Origin of the sequence: Micromonospora sp. NPDC049301 (assembly GCF_040678715.1) — a bacterium.
Classification (GTDB): Bacteria; Actinomycetota; Actinomycetes; order Mycobacteriales; family Micromonosporaceae; genus Micromonospora.
In genome coordinates, this window is sequence record NZ_JBFAQO010000012.1 from 99206 (window position 1) to 112391 (window position 13186).

General features: G+C 75.5%; 16 protein-coding genes and 1 pseudogene. 11 read left to right on the forward strand and 6 right to left on the reverse strand.

Annotated features, from left to right (window positions below; genetic code table 11):
• Nucleotides 1–13: 13 nt before the first annotated feature.
• The 9 genes from AB0K07_RS27670 (at nucleotide 14) to AB0K07_RS27710 (ending at nucleotide 5388) form a co-directional block, all read left to right on the forward strand.
• A complete protein-coding gene (locus AB0K07_RS27670) occupies nucleotides 14–469 on the forward strand; it encodes a cysteine dioxygenase family protein (protein WP_363759436.1) in 456 nt (151 codons plus the stop codon).
• 47 nt (nucleotides 470–516) lie between these two features.
• Nucleotides 517–1005, forward strand: a complete 489-nt coding sequence (locus tag AB0K07_RS27675; RefSeq protein WP_363759439.1) for a rhodanese-like domain-containing protein — start codon at nucleotides 517–519, stop codon at nucleotides 1003–1005.
• Nucleotides 1006–1056: 51 nt separating this feature from the next.
• Complete coding sequence (locus AB0K07_RS27680; RefSeq protein ID WP_363759442.1) at nucleotides 1057–1614, forward strand: winged helix-turn-helix domain-containing protein; 558 nt, start codon at nucleotides 1057–1059, stop codon at nucleotides 1612–1614.
• Between the two features lie 261 nt (nucleotides 1615–1875).
• Nucleotides 1876–2481: a winged helix-turn-helix domain-containing protein gene (locus AB0K07_RS27685; RefSeq protein WP_363759445.1), complete on the forward strand. Its 606-nt coding sequence runs from the start codon at nucleotides 1876–1878 to the stop codon at nucleotides 2479–2481.
• 41 nt (nucleotides 2482–2522) lie between these two features.
• Nucleotides 2523–3179, forward strand: a complete 657-nt coding sequence (locus tag AB0K07_RS27690) for a uridine kinase (RefSeq protein WP_363759448.1) — start codon at nucleotides 2523–2525, stop codon at nucleotides 3177–3179.
• Nucleotides 3180–3342: 163 nt separating this feature from the next.
• Nucleotides 3343–3741: a TraR/DksA C4-type zinc finger protein gene (locus tag AB0K07_RS27695; RefSeq protein ID WP_203178243.1), complete on the forward strand. Its 399-nt coding sequence runs from the start codon at nucleotides 3343–3345 to the stop codon at nucleotides 3739–3741.
• A gap of 48 nt (nucleotides 3742–3789) precedes the next feature.
• Nucleotides 3790–4662, forward strand: a complete 873-nt coding sequence (locus AB0K07_RS27700) for a DUF72 domain-containing protein (RefSeq protein ID WP_363759451.1) — start codon at nucleotides 3790–3792, stop codon at nucleotides 4660–4662.
• 119 nt (nucleotides 4663–4781) lie between these two features.
• On the forward strand, nucleotides 4782–4967 hold the full coding sequence (locus tag AB0K07_RS27705) for a hypothetical protein (protein ID WP_363759454.1): 186 nt from the start codon (nucleotides 4782–4784) through the stop codon (nucleotides 4965–4967).
• Complete coding sequence (locus AB0K07_RS27710; RefSeq protein WP_363759457.1) at nucleotides 4960–5388, forward strand: DUF2267 domain-containing protein; 429 nt, start codon at nucleotides 4960–4962, stop codon at nucleotides 5386–5388. The genes AB0K07_RS27705 and AB0K07_RS27710 overlap by 8 nt, the downstream gene beginning before the upstream one ends.
• Before the next feature lie 35 nt (nucleotides 5389–5423).
• Here AB0K07_RS27710 and AB0K07_RS27715 read toward each other — a convergent pair whose 3' ends face one another.
• Nucleotides 5424–6212 carry a DUF72 domain-containing protein gene (locus AB0K07_RS27715; RefSeq protein ID WP_363759460.1) on the reverse strand — a complete coding sequence of 263 codons (789 nt, stop codon included), beginning with the start codon at nucleotides 6210–6212 and terminating at the stop codon, nucleotides 5424–5426.
• 158 nt (nucleotides 6213–6370) lie between these two features.
• Between AB0K07_RS27715 and AB0K07_RS27720 the strand changes: the two genes are divergently transcribed.
• Together AB0K07_RS27720 and AB0K07_RS27725 are read left to right on the forward strand one after the other, a co-directional pair.
• Entirely contained in the window at nucleotides 6371–6676 is a 306-nt protein-coding gene (locus tag AB0K07_RS27720) for a hypothetical protein (RefSeq protein ID WP_089021158.1), read from the forward strand.
• A gap of 10 nt (nucleotides 6677–6686) precedes the next feature.
• A pseudogene (locus AB0K07_RS27725) lies at nucleotides 6687–7958 on the forward strand (cupin domain-containing protein); the annotation flags it as partial.
• A gap of 9 nt (nucleotides 7959–7967) precedes the next feature.
• Here AB0K07_RS27725 and AB0K07_RS27730 read toward each other — a convergent pair.
• The 5 genes from AB0K07_RS27730 to AB0K07_RS27750 all read right to left on the reverse strand — a co-directional run bounded on the left by AB0K07_RS27730 (nucleotide 7968) and on the right by AB0K07_RS27750 (nucleotide 13120).
• The gene (locus AB0K07_RS27730; protein WP_363759463.1) at nucleotides 7968–8633 is read right to left on the reverse strand and encodes a hypothetical protein; all 666 of its coding nucleotides are present in this window, start codon (nucleotides 8631–8633) and stop codon (nucleotides 7968–7970) included.
• Nucleotides 8630–11305, reverse strand: a complete 2676-nt coding sequence (locus AB0K07_RS27735) for an FtsK/SpoIIIE domain-containing protein (protein ID WP_363759466.1) — start codon at nucleotides 11303–11305, stop codon at nucleotides 8630–8632. The genes AB0K07_RS27730 and AB0K07_RS27735 overlap by 4 nt, the downstream gene beginning before the upstream one ends.
• Entirely contained in the window at nucleotides 11298–12308 is a 1011-nt protein-coding gene (locus AB0K07_RS27740; protein WP_363759469.1) for a hypothetical protein, read from the reverse strand. The genes AB0K07_RS27735 and AB0K07_RS27740 overlap by 8 nt, the downstream gene beginning before the upstream one ends.
• A gap of 6 nt (nucleotides 12309–12314) precedes the next feature.
• Complete coding sequence (locus AB0K07_RS27745; RefSeq protein WP_030504016.1) at nucleotides 12315–12575, reverse strand: hypothetical protein; 261 nt, start codon at nucleotides 12573–12575, stop codon at nucleotides 12315–12317.
• Between the two features lie 152 nt (nucleotides 12576–12727).
• Complete coding sequence (locus AB0K07_RS27750) at nucleotides 12728–13120, reverse strand: hypothetical protein (protein WP_363759472.1); 393 nt, start codon at nucleotides 13118–13120, stop codon at nucleotides 12728–12730.
• Nucleotides 13121–13186 lie beyond the last annotated feature (66 nt).

Here is a 13186-nt window from a genome sequence, read left to right on the forward strand (position 1 = left end):
CGCGAGGACCGCCATGACGCACCGCCGCCCGGAGCCCGACCTGCTCGCCGTCGCCGCCCAGTGGGCCGATCCGGACACCTGGCCGGTGGCGCTGCGCTTCGACCCCGCCGAGCGCTGGTACGCCCGGCTCGCCACCGACGCCGAGTACGAGGTGTGGGCGCTGAGCTGGCTGCCCGGTCAGGGCACCGACCTGCACGACCACGGCGGCTCCGCCGGGGCGTTCCGGGTCGTCGCCGGCACGCTCACCGAGGAGACGGTGGCCGGCGGCCGGTTGCGCCCCCGCCTGCTCCCCGCCGGCGCCGGTCGCCGCTTCGGCCCCCGGCACGTGCACGTGGTGACCAACCGGGGCACGACGCCCGCGGTCAGCGTGCACGTCTACCGGCCGGCGCTGCGGCGGATGACCCGTTACGACCTCCTCGACGGGCGGTTGCGGGCCGCCGAGGTCGCCGAGGCCGGCCGGTCCTGGTGACCGCCGGACAGCCCCCGACCCTCCCCATCACCCGAAAGGAACCCAGAATGCAGGTAACCGCCGAGCGCTGTCCGGCCCCCGTGCCGCCGCCGGGATCCCGGGGCATCGACGAGATCCTGGCCGCAGCGCGCGCCCGGCTCGACCGGCTCGACCCGGAGCGGGCGCACCTGGCGTACCGGGCCGGCGCGCTGCTGGTCGACATCCGTCCGGCCGCTCAGCGCGCCGCGCACGGCACCGTGCCGGGCTCGCTCGCGGTCGAGCGCAACGTGCTGGAGTGGCGCTTCGACCCGCGCTGCCCCGCCCGCCTGCCTCAGGCGGTCGACTACGACGTGCCGGTGGTGATCCTCTGTCAGGAGGGTTACACGTCGTCGCTCGCCGCCGCCGCACTGCGGGACATCGGCCTGCACCGGGCCACCGACGTGGTCGGCGGCTTCGCCGCCTGGCGCATCGCCGGCCTGCCCGCCCTCGGCCCGACCCCGCTGCACCGCGCGTCCCCCCTCGCGTCCCCGGTCACCGCCGGTCCGGCGCGCCGCTGACCGCCACGCCACACCGCGCGTGGCGGGCGTACCGCCATCCCAGGAGGCACCATGTCCGTCGTCGCCATCCCCACGCGGCCCCACCCGGCCGCTCGCCCCGCCCGCCAGCGGACCGGCCCGACCCTGACCATCACCCTCGACCTCGCCCCGGGCCCGCTGAGCCCCCGGCTGGCCCGGCTCGTGCAGTTGCTCGGTGAGCTGGCCGAGACGGGGGAGGGTCGGCTGCGTACCGTCGACGTACCGCCGGCCCCGGCCGTCGACGTCGTGACGCCGGTGCCGGGTCCGTCCGCCGACGCGGAGCCGTCCGCGGATGAGGTGCGCATCCTGGCCGGCTCCCGGATGGTCCGCAGGGGTGACCGGGTCGTCCCGCTGACCCGCATCGAGTACGAGCTGCTGCTGTTCCTGGCCGAGCGGCCGCGCCGGGTCTTCACCCGCCTCCAGTTGCTGTCCAACGTGTGGGGTTACGAGCACGCCGTTGCCCGGACGGTGGACGTGCACGTCCGCCGGCTGCGCGCCAAGTTGGACGGCACGCCGATCGTCACCACCGTCTACGGCGTGGGTTACCGGCTGGCCGACGAGGCACGGGTCACCGTGGACCGCAGCCGCTGAAAATCCCTCGACTTTCAACCACGACAGGCGGCGGGAGGGGCCGCGGTCAACCGGGCGGGGACCCCCGTATCGGGTCATCCTGGCGGCTCTGCTGTAATCAACACGCGTCGTACGCAGAGCGAGCACACGGCTCCGATGTGTTCGTCAATTGTCACATTCATGCAACGCAGCCGCCTCTTGACCCTCGCCCGGGCGCCGGGAAGCATCGATGAAGCGGCGTCCCGGGCCGTGGGGAGATACCCGGACCAGCCAAGGAGGACCATGTCGGTCAGCCCCGCCTCGTCGCGCGCCGGATGGCATACGTCCCAACCCGCGGTGCCCGGTCGACCGCCGGGTGGCCAACGCCGCCCGGCCAACACAGCCGCGCCCGTGCTCACCGTGACGCTGTCCATCCCACTGGCCTGCGAGGAGACGCTGACCCCGCCGGCACGCCGGCTGCTCGAGGCGGCCCGCGAGCTGCTGGAACGGGGCGAGGCTGTGATCACCAGCTCCGTCCCGGCCGAACGCCGCCCCGACCCGGTGCCGGCCAACCGGTCGCCGGCCCGACCGCTGAGCCCGACCATCCCCGCCCTGCACATCCTCGCCTCGTCCCGCTCGGTGCTGCGCGACGACGAGCCGCTGCCGCTGACCCGGCTGGAGTTCGACCTGCTGCTGCACCTGGTCGCGCATCCCCGGCGGGTCTTCACCCGGCTGCAACTGCTCAACGCCGTCTGGGGCTACGAGCACGCCGGCGTCCGTACCGTCGACGTGCACGTGCGCCGGCTGCGCGGCAAGGTCGGCGTCGATGTCCCCCTGGTCACCACGGTCTACGGCGTGGGCTACCGGCTGGCCGACGACGCCCGGGTCACGATCGACCGCACCGGCTGACCGGCGCGAGCCACCCGACCGGCGCGGGGCAGGATGGTCCGGTGCGTATCCGCCCCATCTCGCCCGACCTGCTCGTCACCGAGCTGACCGGCCGGCTGGCCGCCGCCGCGACCGACGCCGCGACCACCGGGCGCGCGCGGCTGCGCGTGGCGGTGGACGGCGCCCCCGCCGCCGGCCCGGACGAGCTGGCTGCCGCGCTGGTCGAGCCGTTGCGCGCGCGGGGCCGCCCGGTGCTGCACGTCCGCGCCACCGACTTCCTCCGCCCCGCGTCACTGCGCTTCGAGCTGGGCCGGACCAACCCGGACGCCTACTACGAAGGCTGGGTGGACGAGGCGGGGCTGCGCCGGGAGGTGCTCGACCCGGCCGGCCCCGGCGGCTCCGGGCGACTGCTTCCCTCGCTCTGGGACGCCGTCGCCGACCGGGCCAGCCGCGCCCGCTACGTCGACCTGCCACCCGGCGGTGTGGTCCTGGTCAGCGGCGCGCTGCTGCTCGGCGGTGGCCTGCCCTTCGACGTCACCGTCCACCTGGAGGTGTCCGCGGCGGCGCTGCGCCGGCGTACCGAGGCGGCCCAGGAGTGGACCCTGCCGGCCTTCGACCGGTACGCCGAGGAGGTCGTCCCGGCCAGCTTCGCCGACGTGGTGGTGCGGGCCGACGACCCCCGCCACCCGGCCCTCGTGGAGCCCGGCGCGGACGCCTGACAACCGCCGCGAATTCGCCGGTTTGGTCGACTGCCCGGGCGGGTACTCGCCCGGCTCACAGAGCGCGGGTGACCGCCCGCGCACCAGACGCGACCGTGACCGGGGCCAGGTGCCGCCGGCTTCCCGGTTCACCCTTGACCAGGCCCAGGAAAGGCAGGCAGCGATGCTCGTCCACGACACGGTCGGTACGGGCCGTTCCCAGACGGAGATCGATCAGATCCGGCTCTCCCTCCAGGCGCGCTACGACGAGCTGACCGCGGAGTACGAGCAGGCCGTCCTGCAGAGCCAGGTGCTGCGGCTGGTGGAGGTCGGCGACACCGCGGGTGACGACCAGGCCGACAGCGGCACCAAGACGGCCGAGCGCGACACCGCGCAGTCCCTGTTGCGCACCATCCTCGACCGCCGCGCCCAGTACGAGCACGCCCTCGGCCGGCTCGCGGAGGGGACCTACGGCTGGTGCGAGGGCTGCTCGGCCGCCATCCCCGTGGAGCGACTGGAGATCTTCCCGTCCGCCACCACCTGCGTGACCTGCAAGCAGACCCGCGAGCGGCGGGCCGCCTGAGCGACGCCAGCGGTTGCCGGTCGGTCCGCGACACGATGGACTCCACCCATGGGTGACATCCTCGTGGGCACCGCGTCCTGGACCGACCGCACGCTGCTGGACTCCGGCTGGTATCCGCAGACCGCGGACACGCCGGAGAAGCGGCTGGCGTACTACGCCCGGCAGTTTCCGCTGGTCGAGGTGGACGCCACCTACTACTCCCCGCCCGCCGAGGCGACCGCACGGCTCTGGGCCGAGCGCACCCCGGCCGGCTTCACCTTCAACATCAAGGCGTTCAGCCTGCTGACCGGTCATCCCACCCGGGTCAGCGCGCTCTACAAGGACCTGCGCCCGGAGACCGACAAGAAGAACGTCTACCCCGACGACCTGCCCGCGCAGGCGTACGAGGAGGTGTGGACGCGCTTCCTGTCCGCGCTGGACCCGCTGATCGAGGCGGGCAAGCTGGGAGCGCTGCTGTTCCAGTTCCCGCCCTGGTTCACCATCAAGCGGGACAACAAGCAGTACCTGCTGGAGGTGGCGAAGCGCTGCGCGCCGCTGCGGCCGGCGTACGAGTTCCGCCACGCCTCCTGGTTCGACGGCGCCAACGCCGACGAGACGCTCGCCTTCCTGCGACAGCACCGGCTGCCGTACGTCTGCGTGGACATGCCGCAGGGCCACCGCTCGTCGCTGCCCCCGGTGCTGGCCGCGACCGCGGACCTCGCCGTCGTGCGCTTCCACGGCCACAGCGACAAGTGGACCAGCAAGGACATCCACGAGAAGTTCGGCTACCACTACTCCAAGCGGGAGCTGGCCGACTGGGCGCCCAAGCTGCGCGAGCTGGCAGACGAGACCGGGCAGACGCACGTTCTCATGAACAACTGCTACCGCGACTACGCGCAGACGAACGCGAAGACCCTGGCCGGCCTGCTCGCCGCGGACTGACCGCGTCGCCCGGCTCACCCGTTTGGGGTGGGGCCGGGTCACCCATCCGACGGGCAGGCTGGCAGGTGCGTGCGGTCGTGACGGCGGCCGGCGCCGGAAACGACACGGAGGTGACGGGGATGACGGTTCGACTGGTGGCGGATAGACGGCGTGGCGCCGTCCTGCACGTGGTCGGTACGGCCGACAACGCCCGGCGCGCCCCGCAGGGCAGCCCCATCCGGGCCCGACGCGGCCCGGTAGGCCCGCCACGGCGCAACGACGACGAACGGTGGGACACCGCGGAACGGGGGTCGACCGATGGCTGACACGATGATCTCTGCGTTCGAGTCCTCGCTGGACAAGACGAACCTGATCCTCAAGGACATCGAGAACGCGTACGGCTGGCCGAAGGACCGACGCAACCAGTCGTACGCGGCGTTGCGCACGGTGCTGCACCTGCTGCGCGACCGACTGCCGGTGAACGAGAGCGTGGAGTTCGCCCAGCAGTTGCCGATCATGGTCCGGGGGATCTACTTCGACGGCTGGAACCCCTCGGACGTCCCGATCAAGCTCAACCGGGACGACTTCCTCTACGAGGTGCGCCAGGGCTTCCCGTACGACGTGGAGGGCGGCCCGGAGCGGGTGACGCAGGTGGTGCTGGACACCCTGCGCCGACACGTCACCCAGGGCGAGTGGCAGGACGTGAAGGACACCATGCCCCGGGACCTGGCCCGGATGCTGCCCTGATCCAGGTGAGCCCGTCCGACCGTGGTCGGGCGGGCTCAGCCGTCGGGGGCGTCCACCGCGTCCGGCAGCGCCGCGGACGGCACCCGGGACACCGGGTGACCGGCCCGTCGGGCCAGGGCGGCGAAGGCGACCGCGTCCACGATGGCGGCGCCGCCAGGGTCGTTGTTGAAGTAGACGTACGCCGGCTCGTCGGCGCCGAAGGCGTCGGCCAGCCGGCGCACCCAGGAGGCGAGCGCCGTGCGACCGTACCGGGGCCAGGGCCGAGCCCGTCCCTCGTGCAGCCGCAGGTAGCCGAAGTCGGTGGTGCGCCAGCGCGGCGCGACCGGGCGACCCAGCCGGTCCGCCCACACCAGCGCCGCCCGCCGGCGTTCCAGCACCCCGCGGGTCGCGTCGGTCCACCACGAGGGGTGCCGGGGCTCCACCGCCACCCGCACCTCGGCCGGGAACAGCCGCAGCGTCGCGTCGAGCGCCTCGACGTTCGCCGGCAGGTTCGGCGGCAGTTGCAGCAGCACCGGGCCGAGACGGTCACCGAGCGCGGTCGCACGGCCGAGGAACCGGGCCACCGGCTCGGCCGGGTCACGCAGTCGCTTGATGTGCGTCAGGTAGCGGCTCATCTTCACCGCCACACAGAAATCCGCCGGGGTCCGGGCCCGCCAGGCGGCGAAGGTGTCCCGCTCCGGCAGCCGGTAGAAGGCGTTGTTGACCTCGACGGTGGCGAACCCGGCCGCGAAGTGCTCGAGCCAGAGCCGCTGCGGCAGGCCCTGCGGATAGAAGCGGCCGCGCCAGTCCCGGTACTGCCAGCCGGAGGTGCCCACCAGGATCACCCCTCCATCCTGGCACCCACCGCCGCCGCCGGTGAACCGCCCGTGTCGCCCCGGTTCGGCGTCTACGGTGTGGGTTAGAGAAGATCGCGCGTGGGGTACCACCCGCAGCACGACGAACCCCGGCGTACAGCGGGGGCGGCACACCCGAGGGAGTACCGATGGCACTCAACGATGACGACATGCAGACCACGGGCGGCGGCGGCCTGGAAGGCCCGGCCGACGGCGGTGCCACCCCGGGTCGCCAGGACGGTGGCGCGGACGGTGGCGCCGAGGGCCCGGCCGACGGCGGTGCGACGCCCGGCCGGCAGGACGGTGGCGCCGACGGTGGCGCCGAGGGCCCGGCCGACGGCGGTGCGACGCCCGGCCAGCAGGACGGTGGCGCCGACGGTGGCGCCGAGGGCCCCGCTGACGGCGGTGCGACCCCTGGTCAGCAGGACGGCGGCGCCGACGGCAGTGCCCGGTGACGGCAGCGTCATGACGCATCTCGACCCGCCGGGCGGCCACGGTCGCCCGGCGGTTCCGTCCGCGAGTGCCGCCGCCGCGCTGGCCCGCTGCGTCTCGGTCGAACCGGCCAAGTTCGCCGCCGCGCACTGGGGACACACCCCGCTGCTGTCCCGCGCCGCCGAGCTGCCCGACCCGGCCGGCTTCACCGACCTGTTCAGCCCCGCCGACGCCGACGAACTGCTCAGCCGCCGCGGTCTGCGTACCCCGTTCCTGCGCATCGCCAAGGACGGGCAGCTCGTCCCGGCGGCACGCTGGACCGGCGGCGGCGGCGCCGGCGCGGAGATCGGCGACCAGGTACTCGACGAGCGGGTCCTGGAGCAGTACGCCGCCGGCGCCACCCTGGTGCTACAGGGCCTGCACCGGATCTGGCCGCCGCTGATCGACTTCGCCCGTGACCTGGGCCTCGCGCTGAGCCAACCGTTGCAGATCAACGCCTACCTCACCCCGGCGGGCAGCCAGGGCTTCGCCACCCACTACGACACCCATGACGTGTTCGTGCTCCAGGTCGACGGTCGCAAGCACTGGCGGATCCACCCGCCGGTGCTGCCCGACCCGCTGGAGAAGCAGCCCTGGGGTGGCCGCGCCGACGAGGTCGGCGCCACCGCGCAGGGCCCGGCAGCGCTGGACGTGGTGCTCGCCCCCGGCGACGCCCTCTACCTGCCGCGTGGCTGGCTGCACAGCGCGCAGGCGCAGGAGGCCAGTTCCCTGCACCTGACCGTGGGCATCCGCGCGTTGACCCGCTACGCCCTGGTCGAGGAGCTGCTCGCCCTCGCCGCCGAGGACCAGCGGCTGCGGGCCAGCCTGCCGTTCGGCACCGACGTCGCCGACCCGGACGCCATCGAGCCGGAGCTGACCGAGACGGTGGAGGCGCTGCGGGACTGGCTGCTGCGCGCCGACCCGGACGCCGTCGCGGCGCGGCTGCGGCAGCGGGCCTGGCCGGCCGCCCGCCCGGCGCCGATCCGGCCGCTCGCCCAGGCCGGCGCGCTGGCCGCGCTGGACGCCGACACCCAGCTCACGCTGCGCCCGGGCCTGCGCTGGCAGCTCGGGCCGCACGGCCCGGACACGGTGGCGCTGCGGCTGTTCGACCGCACGATCACCCTGCCCGCCGCGTGCGAGCCGGCCGTCCGCGCCCTGCTCAGCGGCGCGGTCACCCGGGTCGGCGACCTGCCCGGGCTGCCCGACGACGCCGACCGGGTCACCCTGGCCCGTCGGCTGCTGCGCGAGGCCGTCCTGGTCCCGGCCTGCGCGGGGTCAGCGGCCGAGCACCAGCAGCAGCGCGGTGGTGAGCAGGCCGGCGCCGAGCACCACGGTGATCGGTCGGGGGCCGAGCACCGCGTGCCGGCGGTCCGCCAGCACCCGCGCCGGCACCAGGCCGACCAGCGGCCCGAGTAGGGTCACCACCAGCGCCAGCACCGGCATCCCGACCGCGAGGTCGCCGCCGTACCCCACGCCGAGCGCCCGCGCGCCGGCCCCCAGCGCGTACGCGACCACCGCACCGGCGACCCCGCAGAGCGCCAGCAGCGGGTTGACCGAACCCGGCAGCTCACCCGGCTGCCCGGCCCGGTCGAGCATGTCCCGGGCCCGACTGAGCAGCAGCATCGGGTCCGCCACACCACCGTTGGCCGGGGCGGGCGGCCCACCGAGGCGGCGGGCGCCGGCGCCGAGGCGCTTCCGCAGCTCCTGCCACAGGTGCGCCACCTCGGCGTCCACCCGCTCCTGCTGCTCCCGCGCCGCGACCAGCTCCTCCTCGGCGCGCTGCACCTGCTCGGCGGCGTCGGCCACGGCCCGGTCGGCTGCCGCGCACTGCCGGTCGTACCAGGTGTGCGCCTCGGCGCGCTGGTCGCGTACCCGGGCGGTCAGCTCCGCCAGCCGCCGCAGCTGGGCCGCGTACGTCTCACTGGCCACGGGTTGGTTCATCGTGACGGTCCATAGGGGATGATGACCTGCCCGGTGCGGTGTACCGCCCGGTCGAAGAAGAGCCCCCGCCACGGGCGGGGATACCAGTCCGGGCCGCCGGTGCCCGGATACAGCGACGCGCCCAGCTCGCCGCCGTGCGCGTCGAGCGCCACCCAGGCGCCGATCTGGTCGGTGCGGGCGGCCGGCCCGCCCAGGTCGGCGCGCATCCGGGCCACGCCTCGCCACCAGGCCAGCACGTGGGTCCGCCGTTCGGGCCCGTCGTGGAGGACCCGGCGCAACTGCTCCAGGCCGGTGCGTCGGCCCGCCCGCGCGGCCAGCGCCCCGGCGGCCGCGTCGACCGCGAACAGCAGCAGGTAGTGCGGGCTGCCCGGGCCGGTCAGCCCGTCGGCCGTCTCGGCCATCAGCTCACCGACGGTCTCCTCGTCGTACCAGGCGGCGTCGTCGGCCAGGTCGTCGTAGAGCGCGCGGGCCATCGGGTCGGCGTCGGGGTCCAGGCAGGCGATGGAGAACCGGGCCGTGCCCGGCGGGTGCTGGCGGGCCAGCGACCGAGCGGCCGCGTCCAGCACCGCGCACGCCTCGTCGACGCGGGTGCCCAGCACCGCGAGGTTGCGCCCCGGAGCGCGCGGCAGGCGCAGCGCCGCCGAGCGGGCCTGCACGTCGATGATCTCGCCGAGCAGGGCCACGGGACCGCGCGGTGCGGTGCCGTCCGCCGGCGCGGTGAGCGCCCGGAAATCCGGAGCCTCGGCGAGCCGGGGGATCGCGTCGCCGTCGAAGAGCCGGGCCGGCGCCGCGTCGGGCGGACGCATCCGCCACAGCCGGTTCTGCAGGCCGCTCCACGTCTCCCAGTCGCTGGCGGACGGGATCCGGGCGATCTCGTTGCCCTCCACCATGCCCGACTCGGCGTTGACCACCGCGTGCCAGCGGGGCAGTGACTGCGCCGCGTCGTTGCGCTCGGCCAGGATCCGCAACGCCTTGGGCAGCGCGATGCGCAGGGTGAACTGGGCGACCAGCGCCGGGCGCCCCCACAGCGCCTCGATGCCGCGTACGTCCTGCGAGGCGAGCACCAGGTGGATGCCCTGCGACCGGCCCCGCCGGGCCAGGTCCTCCAGCAGGTCCGCGGCCTCCCGGGCGACGACGTCCCGGCCGGCCAGCAGCATCTGGAACTCGTCGACCACGGCCACGATCCGCGGCCAGTGTCCGGTCGGATCGACCGCCCGCAGCTCGGCCAGCTTGGTCACCTCGTGCTTCTTGGCCGCGTCGGCCCGCCGGCGCAGCTCCTCGGCGAGGAACCGCAGCAGCGCCAGCCCGAACTCGCGGTCGGTGTTCACGTTGATCCCGACCAGGCGCATGTGCGGCAGCCAGCTCGGGTCGCGCCGGCCCTTCGCGAACCGTGCGAAGGACACGCCCTCCTTGAAGTCCAGGAGGTAGAACTCGAGCTCGGCGGGGGAGTAGCGGGCTGCCAGCGCGCCGATCCAGGCGAAGATCAGGTTGGTCTTGCCGGTGCCGGACGGCCCACCGATCAGCGCGTGCGGCGGGTAGTCGCCCAGCGTCAACCGCACCGGTCGGCCCTGCGGCCCCTCGCCGATCGGGGCGGTCAGACCGCTGGCCGAGTCCTCCCGCCACATCAGCTCCGGCGGCGGCAGCAGGTCGGCGAACGGGGCGGGCGGCGGGCCGGCGCTGACCTGCGCGGCGATCTCCCGGCAGGTCTCGGTGACCAGCGACGCCGGTGGCGGCGGGTCCAGTCGGACCGGCAGGCCGGACGAACCACCGATCCGGGCGCCGGACGCCTCGGCCACGACCCGGGTCACCGTCGGATCGTCCGGCAGCGGCACTCCACGGACCAGCAGGTGCACGCCGCAGGCCGCGCCGGCCCGCACCACCCGGTCGAGCTGCCCGCGCTCGTGTCGGTTCACCTCGTCGCCGCCGAGCAGCACCGCCACCCGCCACGGCTCGGGGCGGCGGCCGGTCGCCGCGGCCAGCTCCCGCAGCGAGCCGTACTCGCCGGCCAGCACGGTCTCGTTGATCCGGCGGATCTGCTCGACGAGGTCGTCCAGCAGCGGGCCCAGCCCGCCGGGGCCGACGAAGGTGAGCAGCCCCGCGGTGCCCAGCGGGGCGAACCCGGCCAGGCCGCCGCCGAGGTGCTCCGGGTCGTACCCGATCAGCCGTACCGCGCCCGGTTCGGCGCGGCCGACGGCCCGCAGCAGCAGCGCGGCCACCACCGCGTCGCAGCCGGCGCGGTCGTCCCCGGAGAGGTGCACGTGCCCGGCGTCGAGCAGCGGCACCAGCGCGGGCACCGGGTCGACGTCGTCGAGCCGGACCGTGCCGACACGCAGCGCACCGGGCGGCTCGACCCGGCGCGTGGGCGTGGGCGTCCACTTCGGCCAGTCGGCGCCGGCGCAGCCGGGTGCCTCCAGGCGGGCGGCGTCGGCGGCGTGCCGGGCCAGCTCGGCGATCCGGGCGGCGTGCCGGGCGTTGATCTCGGCCAGCCGGTGGTCCCGCTGGGCGCCCACCCGCTCCGGTACGGCGGCGGCCGCCCGGCGGACCCGGGCCAGCCGCTCCCGCGCGGCGGTCAGGTCGGCCTGCGCCGCGGACAGCCGGGTACGGGTGGCCCCCAGCGCCTCGGCGAGGGTGTCCCGGACCCGGGTGGCCAACTGGCCGCGCCGGTCAGCCATCGGAACTTTGGCGTCGCTGCGGCGCCGGCGCGTCGCGCCACAGGCTGCTTGCGCGCGACGGCGGCCCGGCGGCGTGCTGCCGGCCGGCGTCGCGGGGCTGCGGGCCCGCACCGCCGGGGCGCGGTCCGGCGCCACCCGGCTGCCCGGCGGTGGGCTGCGACCCGGCGGCGGTGGGCAGGTCCCGGCCGAGCCGGGCGAGCAGCAGCCCCGTCGCCACGCCGGCGGTCACCGCCGAGTCCGCGGCGTGTGGCGGTTCGCCGGAACCGCGCGGCGGCGGCATCCGGCACACCCGGGTCAGCAGCGTCTCCAGCACCGGCGGCGGCAGCCCGGGCAGCAGGTCGCGGACCCGCCCGTCCAGCTCCCCGCGCAGCCGGCCGAGGTCGGCGGCGCGCGGCGGATGCCCCAGCAGCTCACCAGCCAGCTCGCGCAGCAGCGGTGGGGCCAGCGCCGCCATTCCCAGGCCCACGTCGGCCGGCGCGCGACGCAGCTCGGTGCGCAGCCGGTCCCGGTCGCCGGCGCGCACCCCGCGCACGACCCGGCGCAGCAGCTCCTGGGAGTCGTCCAGCCGCTCGTCGGGCTCGTCGGCGGCGCCCTCGCGTCCGCCGGTCAGCTCCGCCACCCGCACCGACCACCAGCGGCGCAGCCGGACCTGCTCGGCCGGCTCCGGCGCCACGGCGGCGGGCCCGCCGGCCGGCGGCGCGTCGTGCCGGGGTTCGCGTTGCTCCGGGCGGGGCGGTGGCCCGCCGTCCGCGCCCAGCCCGATCGCGGCCAGGTACGCCGACAGCTGCTCCTGCGCCACGCGCAGCGCGTAACCGGCGGTCTCGGCGTGTTCGGTGGCGGCGGACAGCTCGGGCACCCCCATCGGGTTGGCCGACTCCTGCCGTACCCAGCGCAGCCGCTCGGCGGCCAGGCCGAACTTCTCCAGCGCCTGCCCGAGCAGGGCCACCGGGAACTCCTCGCTGGCGGCACGGACCTGCCCACCGACGTCCTCGATGATGGACATGGTCGCCTACAGCGTGGCGACGTAGAGCTGCGCCTGCTCCACCGCGACCAGTGTCGCGGCGAGACACTCCTCCAGCTCCTGGCTGGCCTGGGTCAGCGACGCCTGGGCCGCCTCCACCGTCTCGTGCCCGCTGCCCTCCAGCGCGCCGGCCAGGGTCTGCTGCGCCTCGGCCAGTTTCTCACCGGCGGCCTGCACGGCTGTCTGCCCGTCGCCGATCTGTTGGAGGGCGACATCGATGGCAGCCTTCAGCTCGGCGACGCTCGCCACGGCGGAACCTCCTGGGGGCGGGGAGGTCTTTATTAGAGCCTATCGGCGAGCCCGGGAGAACATCCGCCCTGTCGGTGTTCCTGCCCGGCTGTCCCGTTGCTGCCCGGAAGTGCCGGGAGTCCGTTCTGTGGGAGTCCCAGCACGAGAGGTTGTCAGGTGCTGGCGGGGGTATCGCGCAGCCAGCGCGGCCCGTACACCTCGGCGCCCAGGGCGGTGACCCGGTCGCGCAGCTCCCGGTCGGCGGTGACCACCAGCCGGCGGCGCCGCGGGGCGCCCTCCACGAGGTCGACCACGGCGTCGTCACCCGAGCCGGCGGCCGAGACCACCCGGACGCCCTCGGTGCCCGGCACGTCCCGCGCGGCCCCCTCGACCACCAGCACCACCTCCACCGGGGCGGCCAGCCGGGCCGGCAGGCCGGCGGAGGCGACCGGTGCCAGCGAGTCACGCAGGCGCGCGGCGGCACCGGCCCGGTCCCGCCACCACCCGTTCGGGCGGGAGCCCACCACGTTGGCGCCGTCCACGATCAGCAGCGGTGTCTCATCCATTCCGTCAGCCTGCCACCACCGGCGTACGCCCGCCCGGCGCCACTCCCGCGACGCCGCCGCACCGCA

Bases quoted from the DNA above. Each gene is read 5' to 3' on its own strand.
- AB0K07_RS27720 (WP_089021158.1), top strand. From the start codon at position 6,371: ATGGCACTCAACGATGACGACATGCAGACCACGGGCGGCGGCGGCCTG.
- AB0K07_RS27740 (WP_363759469.1), bottom strand. From the start codon at position 12,308: ATGTCCATCATCGAGGACGTCGGTGGGCAGGTCCGTGCCGCCAGCGAG.
- AB0K07_RS27730 (WP_363759463.1), bottom strand. From the start codon at position 8,633: ATGAACCAACCCGTGGCCAGTGAGACGTACGCGGCCCAGCTGCGGCGG.
- AB0K07_RS27710 (WP_363759457.1), top strand. From the start codon at position 4,960: ATGGCTGACACGATGATCTCTGCGTTCGAGTCCTCGCTGGACAAGACG.
- AB0K07_RS27705 (WP_363759454.1), top strand. From the start codon at position 4,782: ATGACGGTTCGACTGGTGGCGGATAGACGGCGTGGCGCCGTCCTGCAC.
- AB0K07_RS27695 (WP_203178243.1), top strand. From the start codon at position 3,343: ATGCTCGTCCACGACACGGTCGGTACGGGCCGTTCCCAGACGGAGATC.
- AB0K07_RS27735 (WP_363759466.1), bottom strand. From the start codon at position 11,305: ATGGCTGACCGGCGCGGCCAGTTGGCCACCCGGGTCCGGGACACCCTC.
- AB0K07_RS27680 (WP_363759442.1), top strand. From the start codon at position 1,057: ATGTCCGTCGTCGCCATCCCCACGCGGCCCCACCCGGCCGCTCGCCCC.
- AB0K07_RS27685 (WP_363759445.1), top strand. From the start codon at position 1,876: ATGTCGGTCAGCCCCGCCTCGTCGCGCGCCGGATGGCATACGTCCCAA.
- AB0K07_RS27675 (WP_363759439.1), top strand. From the start codon at position 517: ATGCAGGTAACCGCCGAGCGCTGTCCGGCCCCCGTGCCGCCGCCGGGA.
- AB0K07_RS27670 (WP_363759436.1), top strand. From the start codon at position 14: ATGACGCACCGCCGCCCGGAGCCCGACCTGCTCGCCGTCGCCGCCCAG.
- AB0K07_RS27750 (WP_363759472.1), bottom strand. From the start codon at position 13,120: ATGGATGAGACACCGCTGCTGATCGTGGACGGCGCCAACGTGGTGGGC.
- AB0K07_RS27700 (WP_363759451.1), top strand. From the start codon at position 3,790: ATGGGTGACATCCTCGTGGGCACCGCGTCCTGGACCGACCGCACGCTG.